Raw genomic sequence first — 24,363 nt, 5'->3', positions numbered from 1 at the left:
GCTCCGGGTCGCGCCGGTTCTTTGAGCCCGGCACGTCCGTACCCGTACAATATCGACGACTTTTCTGATTGGAGCATCCCCGATGTCCGACCCCCAGCCGATCCATCTGAGCGACTATCGTCCGCCGGCCTACCTTGTCTCACGCACCGAGTTGACCTTCGACCTGGCGCCTGGCGCCACCCGCGTCAAGGCACGCCTGCATCTGGAGCGTCATCCCGAGCGCGAGGCCGGTGCACCGCTTTGGCTGGATGGCGAGCAGCTTTCGCTCAAGGCCATCGCCATCGATGGCCAGCCGCTGGAGGAAGGCGAGTACGAACTGACCCGCAAGGGACTGTCGATTACCGGTGCGCCGGAGGCGTTTGTTCTGGACACCGAGGTCGAGATCTCGCCCGAGGACAATACCGCGCTATCCGGCCTCTACCGTTCCGGTGGCATGTTCTGCACCCAGTGCGAAGCCGAAGGGTTCCGCCGCATCACCTTCTACCCGGACCGCCCGGACGTGATGGCGACCTTCTCGACCACCGTGATCGGCGACCTGACCCGCGAGCCGGTGTTGCTGTCCAACGGCAATCCGGTGGAGCGGGGTGAGCTGCCGGATGGCCGCCACTTCGTGACCTGGGACGATCCTCATCCCAAGCCCGCCTACCTGTTTGCACTGGTGGCCGGTGACCTGAAGAAGGTCGAGGACCGCTTTACCACCATGAGCGGCCGCGACGTCACCCTGCAGATCTGGGTCGAGGAAGAAAACCTCGACAAGACCGACCACGCCATGGGCTCACTCAAGCGTGCCATGCGCTGGGATGAAGAGGCCTACGGTCGCGAGTACGACCTGGACCTGTTCATGATCGTGGCGGTCAATGATTTCAACATGGGCGCCATGGAGAACAAGGGGCTCAACATCTTCAACTCGGCGGCGGTGCTGACCCACCCCAACACCGCCACCGACGCTGCCTTCCAGCGGGTCGAGGGAATCGTCGCTCACGAGTACTTCCATAACTGGTCGGGCAACCGCGTTACCTGCCGTGACTGGTTCCAACTGTCGTTGAAGGAAGGCTTCACCGTCTTCCGCGATCAGAGCTTCTCGGCCGAGGTCAATTCCGCACCGGTCAAGCGCATCGAGGAAGTGTCGTTCTTCCGCACCGCCCAGTTCGCCGAGGACGCAGGCCCCACGGCGCACCCGATTCGCCCCGACTCCTACATCGAGATCGGCAACTTCTACACCCTGACCATCTACGAGAAGGGTGCCGAGGTGGTGCGGATGCTATCCAACCTGGTGGGGCCGGAGACCTTCCGCGAGGGCTCGGATCTGTACTTCTCGCGCTTCGACGGGCAGGCGGTCACCATCGAGGACTTTGTCGACTGCATGGCCGAGGTGTCCGGGCAGGATCTCGAGCAGTTCATGCGCTGGTACTCCCAGGCGGGTACGCCGGAGATCGACGCCTTCGGCGAATACGACTACGCCAACTCCCGCTACCGCCTGATCCTGCGTCAGCGCACGCCGGCCACCCCCGGCCAGCCGGAGAAACAGGCGCTGCATATCCCCATTCGCCTGGGCCTGGTCGGCACCAAGAGCGGCCGCGACCTGTCGATGACCCTGGACGGCGAGAGCCTGGGTAGAGACGCCGTGATTCATCTGCGTGAAGACGAGCAGGAGTTCATCTTCAGCGATATCGAAGAGGCTCCGGTGCCCTCGCTGCTGCGCGGGTTCTCGGCGCCGGTCAAGCTGTCCTTCCCCTATTCACGGGAGGATCTGGCCTTCCTGATGGCCCACGACAGCGATGGCTTCAACCGCTGGGACGCCGGCCAGCGGCTGACCCTGCTGGCCTTGGATGATCTGATCGCGGCCCACCGCAATGGCGTCGAGAAGGTCATGGATACGCGCCTGGTCGAGGCCTTCCGTGCACTGATCGAGGAAGGCAATGACGACAAGGCGGTGCTGGCCGAGATGCTGCAACTGCCGAGCGAGGCCTACATCGCCGAACAGCAGCCGCTGGTCGACGTGGACGCCATCCACGCCGCGCGCACCTTCATCCAGCAGTCGCTGGCGCAAGAGCTGCGTGACGAACTGCTGGCACTGTATCGCGACAACCAGAGCGACGCCGCCTACGCGCCCACGCCCGAGCAGATCGGCCAGCGCGCCCTGAAGAATGTCGCGCTGTCCTACCTGATGAGCATCGAGGACGAGGTGGCGATCGAGCTGGCCCAGGCCCAGTTCGAGGCCGACCACAACATGACCGACGTGCGCCATGCGTTGACCCTGCTGGTCCACAGTAGCCGCTCGGATATCGCCGATCCGGCACTCAAGGCCTTCGGGCGCAAGTGGTCCCACGATCCGCTGGTGATGGACCAGTGGTTCAGCCTGCAGGTGACCCGTCCCCAGGCGGACGCCCTGGATCGGGTGCGCTATCTGATGGAGCACCCGGCCTTCTCGCTGAAGAACCCCAACAAGGTGCGCGCGTTGATCGGTGCCTTTGCCGGGCAGAACCGGGTCAACTTCCACCGCCTGGATGGCGAAGGCTATCGCCTGCTGGCCGACGTGGTGATCGAGTTGAACCGGCTGAACCCCGAGATCGCCGCACGCATCATCACGCCGCTGACCCGCTGGCAGCGCTTCGACGAGGCTCGCCAGGCGCTGATGCGCGCCGAGCTGGAGCGCATCCGTGGCGAGGAACTCTCGCCCAACGTCTACGAGATCGTGGAAAAGGCGCTGGCCTGATGTAGCGACGACGATCGCTGCTGGAGCCACCGTCACAAATGCCAACGCCGCCCCTCGGGGCGGCGTTGTGCTGTGTGCTACCGGCTCGGCTGGCCTTGAAGACCGTCCCGCTTCAGGGCAGCAGCATGCCCAGGGTCAAGAGGCCCAGCAGTGCCCACAGCAGGGCGGCGATGGGGGAGCCTGTGAGGATCGCGCGTAGACCCCGCCAAAGAAAGAAAAGGCCCAGCACCAGCAGCGCCAGGGTGAAGAAGGTCGGTGCGATGCCCAGCGAGCGAGACAGGCCGTCGATAAAGCCGGCGGCGGCGTCATCGATGCTGTTGAAGAAGGTGCCCAGAGTATCGACCACAAAGCGAATCAGGGTGCCAAGGGCCTCGCCCAGCCAGGTAAAGACGTCTTCCACCGCCATGCATCCTTGTCGTGGAGCTTGCAAAGGGCCTCGGCGCGCGCCTTGAGCACGAGCCTTGGCCATGGGAGCCCCGAGTATCCGCATCCGACCTGTCCACGGCAAGCCCCGTGGCCGAGCGCGTCTGGGTGTTGCACAGGTCTGCGCGCGCCACTTGCTAGGGCTTGTCTGAAAAGTGCCTGCGCTCGGTAATACGGCGTTAAAAATCGGATCAACATGCTCATTTACACCCCGTAAACTGCGCTGTCTCACCGATTTTTGCCTTGTCTAACCTTCGCTCGTCGACTTTTCGGACAGCGCCTAGCCGAGTTGTTCGGTACGCGAGATGATTCCCGCTTCCTCCGCCGCGCTGTCGGCCAGGGCGCGGCCGGCCTCGTCGTAGACGTGGTAGACCGCGTGGGCGCCCAGTTCGCGGATGGTGTCGATCTCCTCCAGGTACTCGACCACGGCGGTGATCTTGCCCGGGAAGTGGCGGCTTCGCAGCTGCTTCAGGGCGAACAGGTTACCGGCATGGTGGGGCATCGCCAGCACCACCAGTTCTACCTGAGAGGACATCAGCATCTTGTCCCAGAAGTCCGAGTCTACGGCGTCGCCCTCGACGATATTGAAGCCCTTGTCGGCCAGCATCTTCACGCTCTTGGGATTGGAGTCGACCCCCAGCACCTTGAGTCCATACTCCTTGGTCAGGCGACGGTAGACGCTGCGACCGATACGGCCCATGCCCAGCACCACCGCTTCGGCGTCGCCGACCTCGATGGGGCGGTCGCTGGGGGACAGCGACGCCTCGTCGACCGGTGGCAGGCGTGGCTCAAGCCAGCGGTAGAACTGCTCGCTGACGGCATTGAGGATCGCCGATACCACGAAGCTCAGCGCGACCGCGAGCGACACCACCACCAGCCACTGTGGCGCCAGCCAGCCGCTGGATACCGCGATGGCACCGACGATCAGACCGAACTCGGAATAGTTGCTCAGGCTCAGGGTGGCCAGCACCGAGGTGCGGTGGCGCATGCCGAAACGCATCAGAATAAACTGGTAGAGCAGGCTCTTCAGCGGCAGCAGCGCCACCAGCAGCAGGGCGATGCCGAACAGCGACCAGCTGGGCAGGGCGGTAAGGCCGATGCTCAGAAAGAAGCCGACCAGCAGCAGTTCCTTGATATTGAACATCGAGCGCGACAGCGTCTGGGCGGCGGGGTGGGGCGCCAGCAGCATGCCGATGATCAGCGCCCCGAGATCTCCCTTGACGCCGACCGCCTCGAACAGGCCGTAGCCCAGCACCAGGGCCATCACCACGCCACACAGCATCTGCATCTCGCCGTGGCCCATGCGGTCGAGCAGCCGTCGCAGCAGCGGCGCCAGCGGCAGCAGCGCGAACAGTCCCAGGGCCCAGGGGCTCGGCAGCTTACCGGTGGAGGCGGTGAGAAAGATCACCGCAAACAGGTCCTGCATGATCAGGATACCGATGGCCAGGCGTCCGTAGGCCGCATGGGTCTCGCTTCGCTTTTCGAGGACCTTGACCACGAAGACGGTACTGGAGAAGGACAGGGCGAACGCCAGCACCAGCAGCGTCGTCAGGTCGAGTCCGGCGAGCAGACCGTTGGGTGACGTCAGCCAGCCGAGGGTGACGATCGCCTTCAGGACAGCCAGAATACCTACGAACAGCACGACGCTTGCCAGCATATGCAGGCTGGCGCCTCCCCAGACGTCCGGGCGCAGCAGGGTCTTGACGTTGAGCTTGAGACCGATGGTAAACAGCATCAGGGTGACGCCAAGGTGGGCGATCAGCGTCAGGACCGGCGTTTCGTCGTAGCCGAGTGCATTGAGGATGAAGCCACCGGCGAGAAAACCCACCAAGGGTGGTAGTCTGAGGGCCATGGCGGCCAGGCCTGAAACAAAGGCGGTCAGCACAAAAATTGGTTCAATCATGCAGGAACTCGGTCGCAAAGGGGGGCGTGTCTTGATCAATTGTAAGGGAAATACGGGTCAAGTCAGCGCTATGGCTGCGATTGTGCCCGTCCCGCAACAGCATAGGTGCGGCGTCGGCAGCAGGACGTGGCTGGAGGCCGGCATGTGTCGGATCGCCGCTGCGGGCCTCCATGCCGGGGGAAGGATATGATGAAATAGGCGCCGCACAGGGAGGATGTGCGACTTTCATGAACCTCATGTGAAAAAGGAAGCGTCAGGATGACCCAGCCGCCGGGCACCAATCGGCTGATCCTCAACGGACAATCGGCGCAATTGCCGGAAGTGCGAAGCGCTGTCTTCGCCTGTCGGCGAGGCGGCCTCGATGTCGATGTGCGTGTCACCTGGGAAAAGGGCGACGGCGAACGCCAGGCCACCCAGGCTGGACGCGATCGGGTCAAGCGGGTCATCGCCGGCGGTGGTGACGGTACCGTGCATGAGGTGGTCAACGGGCTGATGCAGTTGCCGCGCGAAGAGCGTCCGGAGCTTGCCATCATGCCGTTGGGCAGCGCCAATGACCTGGCCAAGTCCCTGGGCCTGCCGCTCGGCCAGGCAGCGTCGCTGGACGCCGCCTGTCGTCTGCCCAGCCGCTGGGTGGATGTGCCAAGGATGAACGATCGCTATTTCATCAACATGGCCACCGGAGGTTTCGGTGCCGAGATCACCACATCGACGCCGAAGCCACTCAAGCGCTTGATGGGCGGGGGAGCCTACTCGGTGTTCGGTGCCTTCAAGGCCTGGCGTTATCAGCTCTACCAGGGCCACCTGGCCTGGGACGGCGGGGAGAGTCGAGCGGGCATCTTTCTGCTGGGTATCGGCAATGGCATCCAGGCCGGTGGCGGTCAGCAGTTGACGCCGGCGGCGCGACTGGACGACGGCCTGTTCGACGTGCTGCTGGTGCGTGACTTCCGCTCGCTGCGTCAGCTTCGGGCGATGATGCAGGAACTGCGGGCCAGGCCCTACCATGGGCAGTACGTCGACGCATTTCGCAGCGCCTGGTTGCGCTTTGAAGCCGATGGCGAGGCGCGCCTGCCGCTGACGCTGGACGGCGAAGCCTGCTATCAGCGCGCGTTCGAGGCCCGGGTCATGCCGTTGGCGCTGCGTCTGACCATGCCCGACAGCTGTCGCATGGCCTCACCCCGGGGAGAATGATCAGGGCGGGAGCCGCCATAGACGTCGCCCGATAGGCGAGATTGCGGCGTGCTGCAGCGCCAACGCAAGTTGCGTGGCCGGGGTGGCTTTGTTGCAATAGCGCGCGATCAATCATGGAGATTGGGCGCATGGACAAAGGCTTTATGGAGAGAAGACGATGGCAATGACCCCTCGAATGGCGGCGGCCCTGGTGGCGCTGAGCGTACCGCTGTGGCTGGTTGGGTGTGATGGCGAGGAGCCCCCGGCGTCTCAGAGTGAGCCTTCAGCTGCTCAGGAAGAGCCTTCAGCTGCTGAGAAAGAGCAGTCAGCAACTGACGAGGAGCCTTCAGCTACTGAAGAAGAGCCTTCAGCGACTCAGCAAGAGCCCTCAGCTACTGACGAAGAGCCCTCAGCTACTGACGAAGAGCCCTCAGCGACTCAACAACAGCCATCCGATTCCGAGAGCGGGATGTCCGCAGCCCAGTCAGAGTCATCGAGTGAAGCGGCGTCGAGCGGGGCCGACGGGGCGCAGAGCAACAGTGACGCCGATGGGGCCGATGTAGACCTCGGCAGCAGTGCCACCGACACCCTGGAGCAGGGCCAGGCGCTGCCGGGGGAAAGCACCGAGTCAGATGTCGATGCCATCCTCGAGGAGACCGAGCGTCGCTTCGAGGAAGCGCAACGCAAGATCGACGAGACCTATAAGCAGGCCGAGGCAACGAGCGCTACCCAAGGCACACCGGACAGTGAAGGGCAGCAGAGCGACGCAGGCGGCGGAGAAGCCTCGGCGCCCTCGGTGCCGGACCCTGTCGAGGAACCGGTGCAACTCGAGGGATCGAGCGAGGAGGTCGACGCCATCCTTCAGGAAACCGAACGCCGGTTCGAGGAAGCCAAGCGCAAGATCGACGAGACCTTCGAGCAGGCCGAGCGCCAGGTCCCCGAGGAGGTGCCCGCCGACGCGGACGCGTCCTTCGATGCCGACGTCAACGCCGAAGGCGACGTCGAGACCCGTACCGACAACGCGCCCTGAGCCAGTATTGGCAGGGCATCAGGTCCGGGTGGCTTAGTCATTCATGGCTTAGTCATGGCTTAGTCATGGGCCCAAGGCTTGCAGGCAAGCTCTTACGGCATCCGATCGGCCCCCCGGCAGGCTCTGCCGACCAACAAGAAAGGCCCACCGTATGGTGGGCCTTCTTGTCGCATGATCGAGGATCGTCACAACTTGCGGCAATCCTGCTCAAGCGCTGTTGCTTCACGGGGTGGCTAGATCACCTTGAATGCGATCTCCCCGTGACAAGGTCAGACAGGCACTAGGCTCAGTCGGCGACCTTGATGTTGGAGGCCTGAAGGCCTTTCTTGCCCTGAGTCACCTCGAAGGAGACCTTCTGGCCGTCCTGCAGGGACTTGAAGCCTTCAGCCTGAATCTCGGAGAAGTGGGCGAACAGGTCGTCTCCGCCGTCGTCCGGAGAGATGAAGCCGTAGCCCTTGGTATCGTTGAACCACTTGACAGTGCCAGTTGCCATTGTCGATTTCCTTAACTCGCTAAATGATGGTGCAGGCTCAACCACCCGGGGAGCTTTTCTCCCGTCGTGTGGTCTGAACCCTGTTGCGTGGGCATGACAAGAAAGAAGGGCGCATTGCGTGTTTCGACAATAGAGCGATCGAACTACCACTGCTGACGTTTCTACTTGCTGTCCTACGCTGCGGTCGAGTTCGCGATTCCGATCACCCGGGAAACGACACCTCTGGTGTCGACCACCCCTGGCAGGCGAGAATGGCTTACCTCGACTCGCCAAGTTACTGTAGATCGAAAGGCCAGCAGCGTCCAGCCGGACGCCCGTTGCTGCCTCTTAACGGAAAAGATGACACAAGGAATTCACATGACTGCCCCCGTGATCCATAGCGACGATACCCACTCCAAGGTGGTGGGCTACCTGTTGTGGCTGTTCGGTTTCCTCGGCGCCCACCGGTTCTATTACGGCAAGCCGGTGACCGGCACCATCTGGTTTCTGACCCTCGGACTGTTCTTCATCGGCTGGATCATCGACCTGTTCTTGATCCCGAGCATGGATCGCGAGGCCGACCTGCGGTTCCGCGGTGGTCCCACCAACTACACCCTGGCCTGGGTGCTGCTGACCTTCCTCGGGGTATTCGGCCTGCATCGTTTCTACATGGGCAAATGGTTGACCGGCATCATCTATCTGCTCACCGGTGGTCTGTTCTTGATCGGCATCCTCTACGACTTCTGGACGCTCAACGACCAGATTTCGCTGAAACACTCCGATAGCCTCGAGTCCGTGCGCTGATGGAAGGCTGGATCGATGCCCAGCTGCTGGGCTTCGTGGTGGCGATCACGCTGTTGAGCGTCACTCCCGGGGTCGACACCTTGCTGGTGATTCGCAACACCGCTCGGGGCGGTCTGCGCGACGGTGTGCTGACCAGCCTGGCGATCTGCTCGGGGCTGTTCGTCCACGCCACCATCTCCGCCCTGGGGGTATCGCTGATCCTGCTGCAGTCGGCCTGGGCGTTTTCGGCGTTGAAGATGATCGGGGCCGGCTACCTGGCCTGGCTGGGAGTCGCCAGCCTGCGTCAGGCCTGGGCCGGCAAGGGGCTCGCGGTGTCGGCGGCGAGTGGCGCCCGCCGCCAGCGCGTATCGCCGTGGCGGCCGCTGCGCGAGGGGTTGCTGTCCAACGTGCTCAATCCCAAGACGGTGGTGTTCTACATGGCCTTTCTGCCCCAGTTCATCGCCCCCACGGATCCGGCCTTGCTGAAGTCCCTGTGGCTTGCCGGTATCCACTTCGTGATTGCCAACCTGTGGCAGATCCTGGTCGCGGTGTTGGTGGGCAGCGCCAGCCACTGGCTCGCTCGGCCGGCGTTCTCGCGCGTGCTCAACGGCTTGACCGGCGGTGTGCTGGTGGCGTTCGGGGTCAAGTTGGCGTTGACGCGGGCGCCGTCCTGAGCCGATGCGATTGGCGCGGAGGTCAATAGCCCGAGACACAGGCCAGCGAAGCTACCGCAGAAGCCGGACCTCGACAGCAAGAACCCCCGACCACAGGCCGGGGGTTCTTGCTTTGCGAGGCGCTCTCACCTCATCGACGCACCGGGGCTCCGCTACATCATCGACGTACCATGGAACCGTCGTAGCGCGAGCTCTTCTCGGCCGCTGTCAGCACCTGCACGCCCTGGGTCGAGCCCTGGGCCAGGCTCTCGAACACTACCCGGTACTCGAGCACCGCGCGGACGTAGCGGCGGGTTTCCTTGAAGGGGATCTCCTCGACGAACAGGTCGAATTCGCCCGGCGCGCGGGCAAGCCAGGTGTCGACCCGGTGGGGGCCGGCGTTGTAGGCCGCCGCCGCGGCGATACGGTTGCCGCCGTAGCGCGCGATCATGTCACGGATATAGGTGCTGCCCAGACGAATGTTGGTGGCCGGGTCGAGCACGCCGTAGGGTCCAGGATCACCGATGCCCACCTGGCGTCCTACCAGCGCGGCGGTACCCGGCATCAACTGCATCAGGCCCCTGGCCCCGGCGGGTGATAGCGCTTCGGGGTTGTAGGCGCTCTCGCGACGGGCGATCCCCATCAGCAGGTAGGGATCGACATTGTTGGCCTGGCCCCAGCGGCGGAAGTCCTCCCGGTAGGCTTCGGGAAAGCGCCAGGGCAGGGCGTCGAGCATCTTGCCGACGATGGTCGTCTGCACCAGGCGTACGTGCCAACCGCGTCCTGCGGCGTAGTCCGCCAGGCGCCGGGCGTCGGTGGGGCCTGCGCTGCGTACCGCGTGATTCCACTCGAGGTTGGCAAGCCCTTCCTGTCCGACGCGCAGCAGCGCCTCGGTGCGACGCACCGTCGGCCAGCCGGCGACCTGGGCGCGCTCGGCTTCGCTGAAACGCGTGTCTTCCATGTTGAGATCGTAGGACTGGCCGAGGCGGTCGGCGGCGACGAAGCCGAAGAAGTCGCGTTGACCCGCTGCCCGGGCGTAGGCGGCCTGCGCGTCTGCCTGCTGCCCGCGCAGGGCCAGCGCGCGGCCCAGCCAGTATTGCCAGCGCGCCTTGGCCTGGGTCTCGGCGGGCATGATGCCAACGGTGCGCTCGACGGCGGCCCAGTCGCGATCGCGGATGGCCAGGCGTGCACGCAGTTCGAACACCTCCGGATCCTGCTGGCCGGCCAGGGCGCCGTCGATCCAGCCGAGCAGGCTGCGCTGGTCGCGGCGCAGGGCGTAATAGATGATCTCGCGCTCCAGCGCCTGGCGAGACTGGGCCGGCAGGCTCACACTGCCGGAGACCTGCTGCCAGGCGGACAGCGCCGCCGCCGGGGATGACTCTGCAGTGGCGATGATGGCGGCCCGCACAAAGGAGGCGGTGCCGGCGCAGTTGGGGCCGACGCAGCGCGCTACGCTTGCCAGTCGCGACGGGTTGGCGGCCACGCTTTGCTGCGCTGCTGCAGCGGAGCTCCAGGCGGGTCCCAATTGACGGCCAAGATAGCTGACCAGTCCGTCTTCGCCGTTTTCCCAGGCCAGCATCATGCGCTCGAAGATTTCCGTGCCACCGATCTCGCCGCGGGCGCGCAGGGTGGAGAATAGGGAGTCGCAGGCATCCGGCTGGGAGCGACCCACCAGCCATAGTTCGCGGCCGCCCTGAGCGGCGACGGCGGGGCTTTGGCCCAGTTGCGCGGTGTAGTAGTAGCACTGCTCGGCGGTGGTCTCGGGAACGCCGCCGGCGACGGCCAGCAGATCGCCGTAGCGCCCGGCCTTGCCGTAGCGCAGGATGGCCTGCTCACGCATCCAGTCACCCAGCGGCGCATCGGCATTGGCCGAGATGTAGCTGAGAACTTCCTGAGGGCTGGCGTTGGGCAGGCGATCGCGCAGACGATAGTACGCCACATAGCCGGCCAGTTCGTGGCCGCGAATGGCGGCGTCGTTGATGTTGTGGAAGTTGCCGCTACGGGCGGCTTCCAGGGCGCTGCGCATGGCGCCGTCACTGCCCTGGGCGGTAGCCGTCAATGGCATGCACAGTGCCGTGGCTGCCACCAGCGGCACGAGGCGACGAAACAAGGCGAATGGCATGGAGACCCTCCTGGTCTGTGAAGAAGAAGACATTGCTGCCTTTTTGTGCCGTAGACGGCGAATCGATGTCGGATCGAAGCCACATGGTGACCGAACCGGCGGGCCTTGAACAGTTGCCCGGCCAGGTTACGAGACTTGACCCCGGTCAGCTTCGCCCCCATGTTGCGATAAGACGACGTCGACGCCATGAAGATAGCCGTTGACACCCGATAAATACCATCGGCAATCGTTGGTGCTGAATTGAGTCGAGGAGACTATCCATGGCCCTGTTTGATCGAATCCCCGTTATTGGTCGCTTTACCCAACGCACCCGAGCGTTCAAGCATATAATGCGGGCGCTCAAGCTGTTTATCCCGATGCTGCAGGACGTGCTCAGCGGTCGCTACCGCCCGGTGCCCTGGGCGGCTTTCGGCTGGATGGCGGTGGCCTTTGCCTATCTGGTGTCACCGCTGGATCTGATTCCCGATGTGCTGCTGCTGTTCGGTCTTCTCGATGATGTGGTCATCGTCGGCTGGTTGCTGACCAAGGTGGACAATAGTCTGGCCGACTATCGCGCCTGGCGTGGTATTGGCGAGGACGATGCTCCGCGGGAGGAGCGGGATATCCACGACATCTAAGGTGCCTTGTTCTTGATTTTCTGGCTCGAAGTGTGCGGATTCGAGCTTTTTGCGTTTGCTTCAGGGTACGTCGTCTGTTTCTGACGCTTGGCGAGCATTTGGCGGGTAAAAGGTAAAAATGCGGACCAAGGACCTATTGTGGCGTCGGCGGGCTGGGTCTAGATTGTCAGTCAAACGTTTGAATTCGAGCCCGCTCATGTCCTCCTCGCACCGCACCCTGCAGCCACCCTCCGTGTCGCTCTGGCGGCAGGCGCTTCAGCGCTTTGTCGATGTCATTCCACATACCCAGGCGCTCGGCATGCGCGTCGTTGCGGTGGATGCCAGCGGCGTCACCCTATATCTGCCCGGGGGCGCCGAGTTATGCGGTGATCGCTCGAGAAGCCTGGTGCACAGCGGGGTGCTCAGCGTACTGCTGGACACCGCCTGCGGTGCCTCGGTCCTGCCGGCACTGCCAAGTCCTGAGGTCTGTCCCACCCTGGATCTGCATATCAGTCATCGTCGCCCTGCCTGTCAGGGGGCGTCATTGTGGGTACGTGCCGAAGTGGAGGCCATCACCGACTCGGTGGTGTTCACCGAGGCCCGGGCCTGGCAGCACGAAGGACAGGTGGTGGCCTGCGCCCGCGGGCACTTTGCCCGGCTGGGGCCGCGCAACACGCCAGCAGGTTTTGCCGAGGCCATGTTCGCCGGTCTTGTGGAAGACGAGGGCGATCCCCTTATCGAAGAGAAGGCCCCAGTTGGCGATGCCGACAGTGGTGCGATAGCGGCGGCTCCACACGAGAGTGTCAGCGGCTTGCTGGAACGTGGGCGTGCCAGCGGTGAGATCAACGCCTGGCTTGGCGAGGTGCCCTACGCCGACTTCATCGGGGTGAGGGAGGACCGCGATGAGCACGGCAGGCGCTTTGTACTGGAGACGCGTCCCCACAACGTTGGCAATCCGATGCTGCCGGCGCTGCACGGTGGTGTGGTGTCGGCCTTTCTGGAGACTGCTGCAGCGCTGGATACCCTGGCGCAGACCCGTGAGCCGCGCCTGCCGAGGCTGGTCAACGTCACCGTGGACTACCTCAGTTCGGCCGGGGTGAAGCCAACCTTCGCGCGTTGTCGTCTGGTGCGCGAAGGGCGGCGCATGGCCAATGTCGAGGCATGGGCGTGGCAGGACGACGAAGACGCGCCGGTTGCCCGGGCTCGCTTGACCTACGTGCTGGGGGCGCCGGCGTAGGTGAGAGCCGGCCTGGGCAGCCGTTAGCCGGGTGACCACGGCCAGGGACGTCGGCCCAGGTCTGGCCAGCCTTGATGTGAAGGTGCCAGCCTTGACTTGGTGGCGCCAGCCTTGAAAAGCGCAGCACGGACCCCATATCGATTGTCATCTTGAATGACGTGCGGCGCGAGCCGTGCACTCTGGACCGCCAGCGAGCCATCGCTGGCCCGGAAATCGCCATGTCGAAAGGGGTTCGATCTACCATGACCACCGCTACCCACGAAGAAACCCTGGGCTTTCAGACCGAGGTTAAGCAGCTTCTCAACCTGATGATCCACTCGCTGTACTCCAACCGCGAGATCTTTCTTCGGGAGCTGATCTCCAACGCCGCCGACGCCTGCGACAAGCTGCGTTATCAGGCGCTGGACAATGATGCGCTCTACGAGGGCGACAGCGAGCTGCGCGTCGAGATCGAGCACGACAGCGAGGCCGGCACCGTCACCCTTCGTGACAACGGTATCGGCATGAACCGCGAGGACGTGATCGCCAACCTGGGCACCATCGCCAAGAGTGGCACCGCCGAGTTTCTCAAGCAGCTTTCCGGCGAACAGCAGAAGGACGCCCGGCTGATCGGCCAGTTCGGGGTCGGCTTCTATTCTGGTTTTATTGTCGCCGACGAGATTACCGTGCGTACCCGCAAGGCCGGTGACGCCGCCGATGCCGGCGTCGAGTGGCGCTCGAAAGGCGAGGGCGAGTTCGTGGTCGCCGAGATCGAGCGCGAGAAGCACGGCACCGAGATCATCCTCCACCTCAAGGAGGACGCCAGGGAGTTCGCCGACGACTATCGCCTACAGAGTCTGGTGCGCAAGTACTCCGACCATATCGAAGTACCGGTGAAGATGCCGCGTACCGAAAAGGCCACCGACGACGATGGCAACGAGGTCGACGGTAGCGAGGTCACCACCTGGGAGACCGTCAACGAGGCGACCGCGCTGTGGGTGCGGCCCAAGAGCGAGGTCTCCGAGGACGAGTACAAGGCCTTCTACAAGCACGTGGCCCACGACTTCTCCGACCCTCTGACCTGGAGCCACAACAAGGTCGAGGGCAACCTGGAGTACACCAGCCTGCTGTACGTGCCGGGCCGCGCACCCTTCGACCTGTACGAGCGTGACGGCGCCCGTGGGGTCAAGCTGTACGTCCAGCGCGTGTTCATCATGGACGATGCCGAGCAGTTCCTGCCGCTGTACCTGCGCTTCATCAAGGGGGTGCTGGACACCCGCGATCTGTCGCTGAACGTGTCCCGTGAGCTGCTGCAACAGGACCCGAAGGTAGAGAAGATCAAGTCCGCGCTGACCAAGCGTGCCCTGGACATGCTCAAGAAGCTGGCCAAGGACAAGGAAGCCTACCAGACGTTCTGGAACACCTTCGGTTCGGTGCTGAAGGAAGGCCCGGCGGAGGACTACGCCAACCGCGACAAGATCAGCGGCCTGCTGCGTTTCTCTTCCACCCACACCGACAGCGCCACCCAGGATCAGTCCCTGGCCGACTACGTGGAGCGGATGAAGGAAGGTCAGGACAAGATCTACTACATCGTCGCCGATGGCTTCAACGCCACCAAGAACAGCCCCCACCTGGAAATCTTCCGCAAGAAGGGCATCGAGGTGCTGCTGCTCCACGATCGCATCGATGAGTGGCTGATGAGCCATCTCACCGAGTTCGATGGCAAGAAGTTTGCCGATGTTGCCAAGGGCGATCTGGACCTGGGGGACGTCGAGGACGAGGACGAGAAGAAGGCGCAGGAGGAGACCGCCAAGTCCAAGGAGGATCTGGTCAAGCGGGTCAAGGAAGCGCTCGGCGAGGAGGTTCAGGAGGTCAAGATCACCCACCGCCTGACCGATTCACCGGCCTGTGTGGTGCTGCCCGAGCACGAGATGGGCTTCCAGATGCGCCGTATCATGGAGGCTGCGGGCCAGAGCCTGCCCGAGGTCAAGCCGATCCTCGAGCTCAATCCGGACCACGCTCTGGTCGCTCGCCTGGAAGGGGCCGACGGTGACGGCTTTGGTGATCTGGCGCGGATCCTGCTTGATCAGGCGATCATCGCCGAGGGCGGCCATCTCGACGATCCGGCCGCCTACGTCAAGCGTCTTAACGCCCTGTTGAGTGCCTGACAAGCTGGCTGCCTAACTCAAGAGCTCAAGCGCCCCAACCACGACGCCACCTTCGGGTGGCGTCGTTGCGTTCAGGCAACTGCAAGGCGACGTCCTTGCCGCGCCGATGGCGGTTGTTCAGCGTTTCAGGCTGGCGAAGAGCTCGGGGCACTGGCGCTGCAGCTCCCTGTCGTCGAGCATGGCCTCACGCTGACGCTGGATGGCGTGACCTCGGCGCTTGAGCACCGCATCGATGTCATCGCCGCTGGCGCAGCTCACCTTGAGCAGGTTGATCAGTGCGTCCAGCCGCTGGGGAGAACTCGCCAGGGCCGCCTCGATATCCGCCCGGGCCCTGTCGTATTGGCCCAGGCGGTAGTAGGCGTAGCCGCGGTAGGAGAGCGCGTCGTTGTTGTTCGGGTCGATCGCAAGCGCCCGGGTGTAGTCGGCCACCGCCCCCTCGAAGTCGCGCTCGATGCGCTTTCCACGTCCCGCGCTGACCTGCTGCTGGGCCGACTGCATGGGGGCCTGGCGGGTGATGATGGTCAGGTAACGCGGCGCCACATCGCTGCCGAGGGCCAGTGCGGCCTCGAAGTAGCTTCGAGCCTTGTCGAGCTCACCGGCGGAAAAGGCGTTGATGCCAGCGTTGTTGAGGGTCTTCAGGCGCACCTCACGCAAGCCGTCATGACCTTGACTCGCCCTGAGCGCCTGCTCAAACAGCGCTGAGGCGTCAGCGTGGCGGCCTTCCCGATAGAGAATCCAGCCCTGGGCGTTCAAGCCTTCCATCCGGGCCAGCGGATCAGGACTTTCGAGCAGAGGACGTAGTTCGCGCAGGGCGGCCTGGTTGTCACCCTGCTGCAACAGCGCCTTGGCCCTGGACAGCGGGGCCTGCTGGGCAGCCACCGGCCACGCCACCCCGACGCTCAGCAGCACGATCAGCAGGGCGTTTATCGTAGACGTGGGGTGGCGCCGTCGTTTTCCCTTCGCTGGCCCGGCCAGGTCTGTCGCCATCGCGCGCGACGCCAAGGCGCCCTGCCTGTTCTTCATTAGAAGCCTACCTGCGGAGAATCTCGCTCCGCTGCAGCGATGACGTCGGCCAGTTGGCTCTTCAAGGCGTCGCGCTCCTGCTCGATGGCGATCAGCCGGCCGTGCAGATCGTTGTTCAAGATGCGCAGCACATTGTCGTCCTGGACCTTCAGCACGACCGTGCCCCGGCCATCCAGCGGCATGTCCCGCTCCTGCAGGCGGATGACCGGCAGCACGCCTTCCGGCGGGGCGATGGAAAGATTGACCTGGCTCGAGGGTTTCATCATTGCCATGGCCAGCCCACCGACGAAGAACAGCATACTCAGCGCCATGAACAGCCTGGCGTTCTTGGAGATCTCCTGCAGATAGCGAATGCGCAACTCGGTGCCCTCTCGGGTCTCGCCAGAGCGCTCGTTTAGCAACAGGGTGTGGGTCTTGTTGAGCAGGTGGTAGCCGAGGATCAGCAGCACCACGGCGAAGCCTGGCAGACCGTACTCCAGAAGCGTGGGAAAGCTGTTCATCACGGGCACCCGGCGGTGGGACAGGGCTCAGGCCTACGTATGCCCTTGTCAGCATAGCGCAGGCGGCCGTCCTCGCCGCGCGAAATTGGCCTGGTACAGGTTTCTTGGCCGCTTCGCTCGCGCTGTATCGCCGTCCCGTGGCGCCATGATGCGGGTCAAGTAGGGGCGACGGGACTACTGCTAAGGTCGAATTGTGCTCTCGAGGGCAGGTGTTTTTTCGCCGATCGAGAAGCGTGCAGCACACCCGCCGCCTCCGATGCGGCGACCGCTGCTGCCACCGAACAGGCGGGTCGGCTGCCATCTCCGAGGGATGGCCGTCGCTCAGCATGCAGGACTAGCGTTGTCATTTACTCTGTTGAGGTGCAAGTCGATGAAAGAGCAATTCGCGCGAGCGTGGGAAGGGTTTGCCGGGGGCGAGTGGAAGAAGGGCGTCGACGTACGAGACTTCTTGCTGGCCAACGTGACCCCCTACGAGGGTGACGAGCGTTTCCTGGTCAGCGAGCCGGCGGCCAGCACTCGCGAGCTGTGGGACACTGTGATGGAAGGCGTCAAGCAGGAAAACGCCACCCATGCACCGCTGGACTTCGACACCTCGCTGGTCTCGACCATCACCGCTCATGACGCCGGCTATATCGATCAGCGTCTCGAGACCATCGTTGGACTGCAGACCGACGCGCCGCTGAAGCGGGCGATCATGCCCAACGGCGGCATCAAGATGGTGGAGGGCTCATGCCAGGCCTACGGTCGTGAACTCGATCCTCAGGTCAAGAAGGTCTTCACCGAATTTCGCAAGACCCACAATCAGGGGGTGTTCGATGTCTACACCCCGGACATCCTCAAGTGTCGCAAGTCAGGGGTGCTGACCGGACTGCCGGACGCCTACGGTCGTGGACGCATCATCGGTGACTACCGCCGGGTCGCCCTTTACGGCGTCGACTTCCTGATGCGTGACAAGCAGGCGCAGTTTGCCTCGCTGCAGCAGCGCTTCGAACAGGGCGAGGACCTGGAGGCGGTGATCCAGCTGCGCGAGGAAGTCGCCGAGCAGCATCGTGCACTCGGCCAGCTCAAGGAAATGGCCGCCAAGTACGGCTTCGACGTCTCGGTCCCGGCTGCCACCGCCCAGGAGGCCATCCAGTGGACCTACTTTGGCTACCTGGCGGCAGTGAAGTCGCAAAACGGCGCCGCCATGTCACTGGGACGTACTTCCAGCTTCCTCGATATCTACCTGGAGCGTGACCTGCGCCAAGGCGTGATCGACGAAGCCCGCGCCCAGGAGCTGGTCGATCACTTCATCATGAAGCTTCGCATGGTGCGCTTCCTGCGCACCCCTGAGTATGACGAGCTGTTCTCCGGCGACCCGATCTGGGCCACCGAATGCCTGGGCGGGATGGCACTGGACGGACGCACCCTGGTCACCCGTACCAGCTTCCGTTTCCTCAACAGCCTCTACACCATGGGCCCGAGCCCGGAGCCCAACCTCACGGTGCTGTGGTCCGAACAGTTGCCCGACGGCTTCAAGCGCTACTGCGCCAAGGTGTCCATCGATACCTCGTCGATCCAGTACGAGAACGATGACCTGATGCGCGTGGACTTCGCCTCCGACGACTACGCCATCGCCTGCTGCGTGTCTCCCATGGTGATCGGCAAGCAGATGCAGTTCTTCGGTGCCCGAGCCAACCTGGCCAAGACGCTGCTTTACACGATCAACGGCGGCGTCGACGAGAAGCTGAAGATCCAGGTCGGCCCCAGGAGTGAGCCGATCGCCTCCGAGGTGCTCGACTTCGACGAGGTGTGGGCACGCATGGATGGCCTGATGGACTGGCTGGCCCGCCAGTACGTGACCGCTCTCAATGCCATCCACTACATGCACGACAAGTACAGCTACGAGGCGGCGCTGATGGCGCTGCACGACCTCGACGTCAAGCGCACCATGGCCTGCGGCATCGCCGGGCTGTCGGTGGCGGCGGACTCGCTGTCGGCGATCAAGTACGCCAAGGTGCGCCCGGTGCGTGATCCTGACGGCGTGGCGGTGGACTTCGAGATCGAGGGTGACTACCCCTGCTTCGGTAACAACGATCCGCGCGTCGACGATATCGCCTGCGAGCTGGTCGAGACATTCATGAACAAGATCCGCAAGCTCAATACCTACCGTGGCGCCGAGCCGACCCAGTCGGTGCTGACCATCACCTCCAACGTGGTCTACGGCAAGAAGACCGGCACCACGCCGGACGGTCGTCGCGCCGGCGAGCCCTTCGCCCCGGGTGCCAACCCCATGCACGGGCGTGACACCAAGGGTGCGGTGGCCTCGTTGACGTCGGTGGGCAAGCTGCCCTACGCCCACGCCAAGGACGGGATCTCGTATACCTTCTCCATCGTGCCGAGGGCGCTGGGCAAGGACGAGGGCGCCCAGCGCAGCAACCTGTCAGGCCTGCTCGACGGTTACTTCCACCACAGCGAGCGTCAGGAAGGCGGACAGCACTTGAACGTCAACGTGCTCAACCGCGAGATGCTCGAGGACGCCGTGGTCAATCCGGACAAGTATCCTCAGCTGACCATTCGCGTGTCCGGCTACGCGGTGCGCTTCAACTCCTTGACCGCGGAACAGCAGCGCGACGTGATCTCCCGGACCTTCACCGAAACGCTCTGAGTCGATAGTCGTCTCGCCCGGGGCCGCGACAGCGGTCCCTTTCCGGGCTCCGGGTCTCTCCCGGAGCCCCTTTTCGTGAGGAGTCCCGATGATGATCACTGGCCGTCTCCATCACCTGGAGAGCTGTGGTGCCGTGGATGGCCCAGGCATTCGCTTTCTGGTGTTTCTACAGGGCTGCGTGATGCGCTGTCAGTACTGCCACAACCGCGACAGCTGGGATCGCCAGGGCGGACGTGAGGTGACGGTGGACGAGATACTCACCGAAGCCAGGAGCTATCTGCCGTTCATGCGGGCGTCGGGGGGCGGCATCACCTGCACCGGCGGCGAGGCGCTGCTGCAACCGGCGTTTGTGCGCGACCTGTTTCAGGCGGCCAAGGCCGAGGGCATGCACACCTGCCTCGACACCAATGGCTACGTCTGCCACTACGATGAGGTCCTCGACGAGTTGCTTGCCGCCACCGACCTGGTGCTGCTGGATCTCAAGCATCTCGACGAGGGCGTGCACCGCGAGCTCACCGGTATCCCCCGACGCCGTCCCCTGGCCTTTGCCCGTCATCTGGCGGCGATCGGCAAGCCCACCTGGATTCGTCAGGTGATCGTGCCTGGCTTTACCGACAGCGAGGCATCCATGCACCTGCTGGGGGAGTTCGTCGAGACCATGGACAACGTCGAGCGTATCGAGCTGCTGCCCTATCACGCACTTGGCGAGTACAAGTGGCAGGAGCTGGGAGAGCACTATCCGCTGGCAGGAGTGGCGCCACCGAGTGGCGAGACCATGCAGCGCCTGGTGACGATCGCCTCGCGGTATCATCCGGAGGTCATCGCTGGCTGACGTGGCGATGTCGCCCGCTCGAACAACACAGCGAGCCCCTTTCACCCTTTGGTGAGAGGGGCTCGCTGTTGTTTCAGGAGAGCTGTTGTTTCAGGAGATGAGCAAGCGCGGCAGCGCCTCTGGGCGTCAGTCGCTCAGTTCGCCCCTGCGGCTGGCGGCGGCGGTGAACAGCACATCGGTGGAAGAGTTGAGGGCGGTCTCGGTGGAGTCCTGGACCACGCTGATGACGAAGCCGATGGCGACCACCTGCATCGCCACGTCGGCGGAAATGCCGAACAGGCTGGCGGCCATGGGAATCAGCAGCAGCGAGCCACCGGCCACGCCGGAGACGCCGCAGGCGGCCAGGGCGGAGACCACGCACAGCAGCAGGGCGGTGACGAAGTCCACGCTGATGCCCAGGGTATGGGCGGTGGCAAGCGTCATGACGCTGATGGTGATGGCGGCACCGGACATGTTGATGGTGGCGCCGAGCGGGATCGAGATGGAGTAGGTGTCCTCATCCAGCTTCAGACGCTTGCACAGCTCCAGGTTGACCGGGATGTTGGCTGCGCTTGAGCGGGTGAAGAAGGCGGTGATGGCGCTACCGCGTAGACAGCTGAAGACCAGCGGATAAGGGTTCTGGCGAGTGGCCAGGAAGACGATCAGCGGATTGGTCACCAGGGCGACGAACAGCATGCAGCCGACGATCACCGACAGCAGTTGGGCGTACTCCAGCAGCGCACCGATTCCGGCTTCGGCCAGGGTGCCGGCGACCAGTCCGAAGATACCCAGCGGTGCCAGACGAATGACCCAGCGCACCAGGGTCGATACCGCCTGGGACAGGTCCTCGATCATGCCCTTGGTAGCGGCACTGGCGCTGCGCAGCACCAGGCCGAGGCTGACGGCCCACACCAGGATGGCAATGAAGTTGGCGTTCATCAATGCGCTGACCGGGTTGGCCACGGCGCTCAATAGCAGGTTGCGCAGGATCTCTACCACGCCGCCTGGCGGATTGCCGCTGGCCTGAGCGGTATTCAGGGTCAGTTCGGTGGGGAGGGCGAAACTGGCCACTACTGCCACCAGCGCCGCCACCAGGGTGCCGATCAGATACAGCACCAGTACGCTGTGGATCTGGGTCGGCTGGCCGCGCTGATGGCCGGCGATGGCGGCCATCACCAGCACGAAGACCAGCACCGGGGCGACCGCCTTCAAGGCCGAAATGAATACCTGGCCGAGCAGCGATACCGAGGCGGCGAGCTCGGGGGACAGGGTGGCGACGGCGATACCGCAGAGGATACCGATCACGATCTGAGGGATCAGCCCCAGACGATTCAGCGCCTTGAAGGGGGCGCTCAAGGAGGTGGACATGGCTCTGGTCTCGAAGCGTGGAGTGTGCATCGACCGTCGCGTCAGGACGGATGGGCGTCGGCTTGTGGCCGGAAGGAGGGCGATTCTATCACCGTCGGCCACACCCAACGGTTCGACTTAAGCATGATATCAGCAGTAAGAATCTGGCATGGATCAGCAGTTGCATAGATGGTGTGGCTGCATTCCAGGTGTCCGCTGAAAATATTGACTGGGTCGGGGAGATGTTCGGCCCGGTGGCAGCAAGCCCCGCCTGATCGGCGGGGCTTGCGTGGGGAAGAGAGGCTTCCCGGGAGTGGCTTGGCGCAAGGCCTGGCGTGAGTCTCCTCGAGGCGTCTTTCTGTCGAGCAGACGCCGACAGGGCCTTTGTACCGGGATCACGCGATAAGGAGTTCTTTACCGGGGTTCTTGACCGGGGTTCTTTGCCAGGGCTTAGCGGGCGCCGGTCAGCGCCTGGGCCAGCTCGCGCGTCAATTCGAGCACGGCTTGGGTACCTTCGGCGGGAGTGTCGCCGCTGGCCTGGGCATCGATCAGCGCCGAACCTACCACCACGCCGTCGGCGAAGGCGCCGATCTCTCTGGCCTGGGCGGCGGTGCGAATACCGAAACCGACGGCGATGGGAATATCGCTGTGCTCGCGGATGCGGGCTACCTCCTGTTGCACGCGTTCGGCGCTTGGCGCAGCACCGCCGGTGACCCCGTTGCTCGAGACGTAGTAGAGGAAGCCCGAGGTATTGGTGAGCACCCCCGGCAGGCGTCGGGCATCGGTGGTGGGGGTCGCCAGACGAATGAAGTTGAGCCCGGCTTGATTGGCAGGCAGGCACAGCTCGTCGTCATGTTCCGGCGGCAGGTCGACCACGATGAGACCGTCGACGCCGGCAGCCTTGGCCTGATCGAGAAAGCGTGTCACGCCACGGGCGTAGATGGGGTTGTAGTAGCCCATCAGCACGACCGGTGTCTGTTGATCGGTCCGACGCAGTTGGCGGACCATCTCGAGGGTCTTGTCCATGGTCTGGCCGGCATCCAGCGCCCGGCGGGTCGCATGCTGGATGGCGGTGCCGTCGGCCATGGGGTCGGTGAACGGCATGCCGAGTTCGATCACATCGGCGCCGGCCTCGCCCAGGCCCTTGAGAGTCGCGAGGCTGGTGTCATAGTCGGGATCACCGGCGGCGATGTAGGTCACCAGGGCGGCGCGTCCCTGCTGGCGAGTCTCGGCGAAGCGACGTGCGAGGCGCCCCTCGGCGGTAGTGGTCGTGGTCATGGTCTCTCTCCTGGAATCCGGGGTGTCAGTCCTGCTGGTCGGGCTTTCCCAGGCCCAGTTCATCGGCAAGACATTCGGTGGCGGTGGCCATGTCCTTGTCGCCGCGGCCGCTCAGGTTGACCACCATCAGATGATCCGCCGGCAGTCGCGGGGCGCGCTTGATCACCTCGGCCAGGGCGTGGGAAGACTCCAGCGCCGGGATGATGCCTTCCTTGCGACATAGCAGGGTGAAGGCGTCCAGCGCCTCACGATCGGTGGCCGCCACGTACTCGGCGCGCTCGATGGCATGCAGCCAGGCGTGTTCGGGTCCGATGCCGGGGTAGTCGAGGCCGGCGGAGATGGAGTGGGCGTCGCTGATCTGGCCTTCGTCGTCCTGCAGCAGAAAGGTACGGTTGCCGTGCAGCACGCCGGAACGTCCACCCTTGAGGCTGGCCGCATGGCGTGGGGTGTGGAGGCCTTCGCCGGCCGCCTCGACGCCGACCAGCGCCACTTCAGGGTCGTCGAGGAAGGGGTGAAACAGGCCCATGGCGTTGGAGCCGCCGCCGATACAGGCGACCAGCGAATCCGGCAGGCGTCCTTCCTTGGCGGTGATCTGGTCGCGCACCTCTCGCCCGATCACCGACTGGAAGTCGCGCACCAGCGCTGGGTAGGGGTGGGGGCCGGCCACGGTGCCGATGATATAGAAGGTGGAGTCGACGTTGGTGACCCAGTCTCTCAGCGCCTCGTTCATGGCGTCCTTGAGGGTTCCGTCGCCGGCGGTGACCGGAATCACCTTGGCGCCCAGCAGTTGCATGCGCTGGACGTTGGGCTGCTGGCGATGGATATCGGTGCTGCCCATGTAGATGACGCAGTCCATGCCGAAACGCGCGGCGACGGTCGCGGTGGCCACACCGTGCATGCCCGCGCCGGTCTCGGCGATGATGCGACGCTTGCCCATGCGACGGGCGAGCAGGATCTGGCCGAGGGCGTTGTTGATCTTGTGGGCGCCGGTGTGCATCAGGTCTTCGCGCTTGAGATAGATGCGCGCGCCGCCCAGATGCTCGGTCAGGCGCTCGGCGAAGTACAGCGGACTCTGGCGTCCGACGTAGTCGGCCGACAGCGAGGCCAGCTCGTCAGCGAAGCTCGGGTCCTGGCGTGCGGCGTCGTATTCCTGCTCGAGATCCAGAATCAGCGGCATCAGGGTCTCGGCCACGAAACGACCGCCGAAGTCACCGAAGAAACCACGAGGGTCGGGTCCGTGACGGAGGCTGGGAGTTGGGCGTTGCTGGTTCATGACGGGCTCCAAGGCTGACCAGGCGCGATCTGCGCCCCGAATGGCATGGACAGCAGCGTAGCGCTGCATGAGGCCGGAAAAAATCGAAATAACAGCCAGGATGTGTGAGAAAATCTCACTAGTTGAGGGGCAGCAAGACCACTCGGCCCTTCACTGTGGTCCCGAACTAGGCCGTGAGCCGTGCCCCGGAAGTCCGCACGCACGGCACGCGGTGGCACCAGTCAGCTGACCTCTG

Annotated in this window: 19 protein-coding genes; 10 read left to right on the top strand and 9 right to left on the bottom strand. The window is 64.1% G+C overall.

What is annotated here, in order from left to right:
• Nucleotides 1-82 precede the first annotated feature (82 nt).
• Nucleotides 83-2,716 carry an aminopeptidase N gene (pepN, locus tag EBB56_RS04240; protein ID WP_124803031.1) on the top strand — a complete coding sequence of 878 codons (2,634 nt, stop codon included), beginning with the start codon at nt 83-85 and terminating at the stop codon, nt 2,714-2,716.
• A 112-nt stretch (nt 2,717-2,828) separates the two neighbouring features.
• On the opposite strand, the gene EBB56_RS04235 is transcribed toward pepN, so the two are convergent.
• Together EBB56_RS04235 and EBB56_RS04230 are read right to left on the bottom strand one after the other, a co-directional pair.
• Nucleotides 2,829-3,122 (bottom strand): hypothetical protein, encoded by a 294-nt coding sequence (locus EBB56_RS04235; protein WP_045992573.1) that lies wholly within the window; start codon nt 3,120-3,122, stop codon nt 2,829-2,831.
• 297 nt (nt 3,123-3,419) lie between these two features.
• A complete protein-coding gene (locus EBB56_RS04230; protein ID WP_221621141.1) occupies nt 3,420-5,042 on the bottom strand; it encodes a cation:proton antiporter family protein in 1,623 nt (540 codons plus the stop codon).
• Nucleotides 5,043-5,300: 258 nt separating this feature from the next.
• Here EBB56_RS04230 and yegS point away from each other — a divergent pair, with 258 nt between their 5' ends.
• On the top strand, nt 5,301-6,230 hold the full coding sequence (yegS, locus tag EBB56_RS04225; protein WP_045993797.1) for a lipid kinase YegS: 930 nt from the start codon (nt 5,301-5,303) through the stop codon (nt 6,228-6,230).
• Between the two features lie 448 nt (nt 6,231-6,678).
• Nucleotides 6,679-7,239 (top strand): hypothetical protein, encoded by a 561-nt coding sequence (locus tag EBB56_RS04220; RefSeq protein ID WP_052704433.1) that lies wholly within the window; start codon nt 6,679-6,681, stop codon nt 7,237-7,239.
• Between the two features lie 286 nt (nt 7,240-7,525).
• On the opposite strand, the gene EBB56_RS04215 is transcribed toward EBB56_RS04220, so the two are convergent.
• Nucleotides 7,526-7,732: a cold-shock protein gene (locus EBB56_RS04215; RefSeq protein ID WP_045993796.1), complete on the bottom strand. Its 207-nt coding sequence runs from the start codon at nt 7,730-7,732 to the stop codon at nt 7,526-7,528.
• Nucleotides 7,733-8,089: 357 nt separating this feature from the next.
• Here EBB56_RS04215 and EBB56_RS04210 point away from each other — a divergent pair, with 357 nt between their 5' ends.
• Both EBB56_RS04210 and EBB56_RS04205 read left to right on the top strand, forming a co-directional pair.
• Nucleotides 8,090-8,515 carry a TM2 domain-containing protein gene (locus tag EBB56_RS04210; RefSeq protein ID WP_185696381.1) on the top strand — a complete coding sequence of 142 codons (426 nt, stop codon included), beginning with the start codon at nt 8,090-8,092 and terminating at the stop codon, nt 8,513-8,515.
• On the top strand, nt 8,515-9,168 hold the full coding sequence (locus EBB56_RS04205) for a LysE family translocator (RefSeq protein WP_045993794.1): 654 nt from the start codon (nt 8,515-8,517) through the stop codon (nt 9,166-9,168). The genes EBB56_RS04210 and EBB56_RS04205 overlap by 1 nt, the downstream gene beginning before the upstream one ends.
• A gap of 157 nt (nt 9,169-9,325) precedes the next feature.
• Here EBB56_RS04205 and EBB56_RS04200 read toward each other — a convergent pair whose 3' ends face one another.
• Entirely contained in the window at nt 9,326-11,269 is a 1,944-nt protein-coding gene (locus EBB56_RS04200; protein ID WP_124803029.1) for a transglycosylase SLT domain-containing protein, read from the bottom strand.
• A 260-nt stretch (nt 11,270-11,529) separates the two neighbouring features.
• Here EBB56_RS04200 and EBB56_RS04195 point away from each other — a divergent pair, with 260 nt between their 5' ends.
• The 3 genes from EBB56_RS04195 (at nt 11,530) to htpG (ending at nt 15,249) form a co-directional block, all read left to right on the top strand.
• On the top strand, nt 11,530-11,886 hold the full coding sequence (locus tag EBB56_RS04195; RefSeq protein WP_045993792.1) for a YkvA family protein: 357 nt from the start codon (nt 11,530-11,532) through the stop codon (nt 11,884-11,886).
• Between the two features lie 196 nt (nt 11,887-12,082).
• Entirely contained in the window at nt 12,083-13,102 is a 1,020-nt protein-coding gene (locus EBB56_RS22105) for a PaaI family thioesterase (RefSeq protein ID WP_240184312.1), read from the top strand.
• Between the two features lie 242 nt (nt 13,103-13,344).
• On the top strand, nt 13,345-15,249 hold the full coding sequence (htpG, locus tag EBB56_RS04185) for a molecular chaperone HtpG (RefSeq protein ID WP_045993791.1): 1,905 nt from the start codon (nt 13,345-13,347) through the stop codon (nt 15,247-15,249).
• Between the two features lie 117 nt (nt 15,250-15,366).
• On the opposite strand, the gene EBB56_RS21835 is transcribed toward htpG, so the two are convergent.
• Together EBB56_RS21835 and EBB56_RS21830 are read right to left on the bottom strand one after the other, a co-directional pair.
• The gene (locus EBB56_RS21835; protein ID WP_185696380.1) at nt 15,367-16,272 is read right to left on the bottom strand and encodes a tetratricopeptide repeat protein; all 906 of its coding nucleotides are present in this window, start codon (nt 16,270-16,272) and stop codon (nt 15,367-15,369) included.
• Nucleotides 16,272-16,772: a hypothetical protein gene (locus EBB56_RS21830; protein ID WP_185696379.1), complete on the bottom strand. Its 501-nt coding sequence runs from the start codon at nt 16,770-16,772 to the stop codon at nt 16,272-16,274. Before EBB56_RS21830 ends, EBB56_RS21835 begins: the two co-directional genes overlap by 1 nt.
• 370 nt (nt 16,773-17,142) lie before the next feature.
• On the opposite strand from EBB56_RS21830, the gene pflB reads away from it, so the two are divergent.
• Both pflB and pflA read left to right on the top strand, forming a co-directional pair.
• Entirely contained in the window at nt 17,143-19,419 is a 2,277-nt protein-coding gene (gene pflB / locus EBB56_RS04175) for a formate C-acetyltransferase (RefSeq protein ID WP_124803025.1), read from the top strand.
• An 88-nt stretch (nt 19,420-19,507) separates the two neighbouring features.
• Nucleotides 19,508-20,251 (top strand): pyruvate formate lyase 1-activating protein, encoded by a 744-nt coding sequence (pflA, locus tag EBB56_RS04170; RefSeq protein WP_124803023.1) that lies wholly within the window; start codon nt 19,508-19,510, stop codon nt 20,249-20,251.
• A gap of 126 nt (nt 20,252-20,377) precedes the next feature.
• Here pflA and sstT read toward each other — a convergent pair whose 3' ends face one another.
• The 3 genes from sstT to trpB form a co-directional block, all read right to left on the bottom strand.
• A complete protein-coding gene (sstT, locus tag EBB56_RS04165; RefSeq protein WP_045993786.1) occupies nt 20,378-21,598 on the bottom strand; it encodes a serine/threonine transporter SstT in 1,221 nt (406 codons plus the stop codon).
• A 429-nt stretch (nt 21,599-22,027) separates the two neighbouring features.
• Nucleotides 22,028-22,855, bottom strand: a complete 828-nt coding sequence (trpA, locus tag EBB56_RS04160) for a tryptophan synthase subunit alpha (RefSeq protein WP_045993785.1) — start codon at nt 22,853-22,855, stop codon at nt 22,028-22,030.
• A gap of 25 nt (nt 22,856-22,880) precedes the next feature.
• A complete protein-coding gene (gene trpB / locus EBB56_RS04155) occupies nt 22,881-24,128 on the bottom strand; it encodes a tryptophan synthase subunit beta (protein ID WP_045993784.1) in 1,248 nt (415 codons plus the stop codon).
• Nucleotides 24,129-24,363: the final 235 nt, after the last annotated feature.

Origin of the sequence: Halomonas sp. YLB-10, from assembly GCF_003856855.1 — a bacterium.
GTDB lineage: Bacteria > Pseudomonadota > Gammaproteobacteria > Pseudomonadales > Halomonadaceae > Halomonas > Halomonas litopenaei.
Note: the sequence above shows the minus strand (reverse complement) of the source record. Positions and strands in the feature narration are given on the sequence as shown.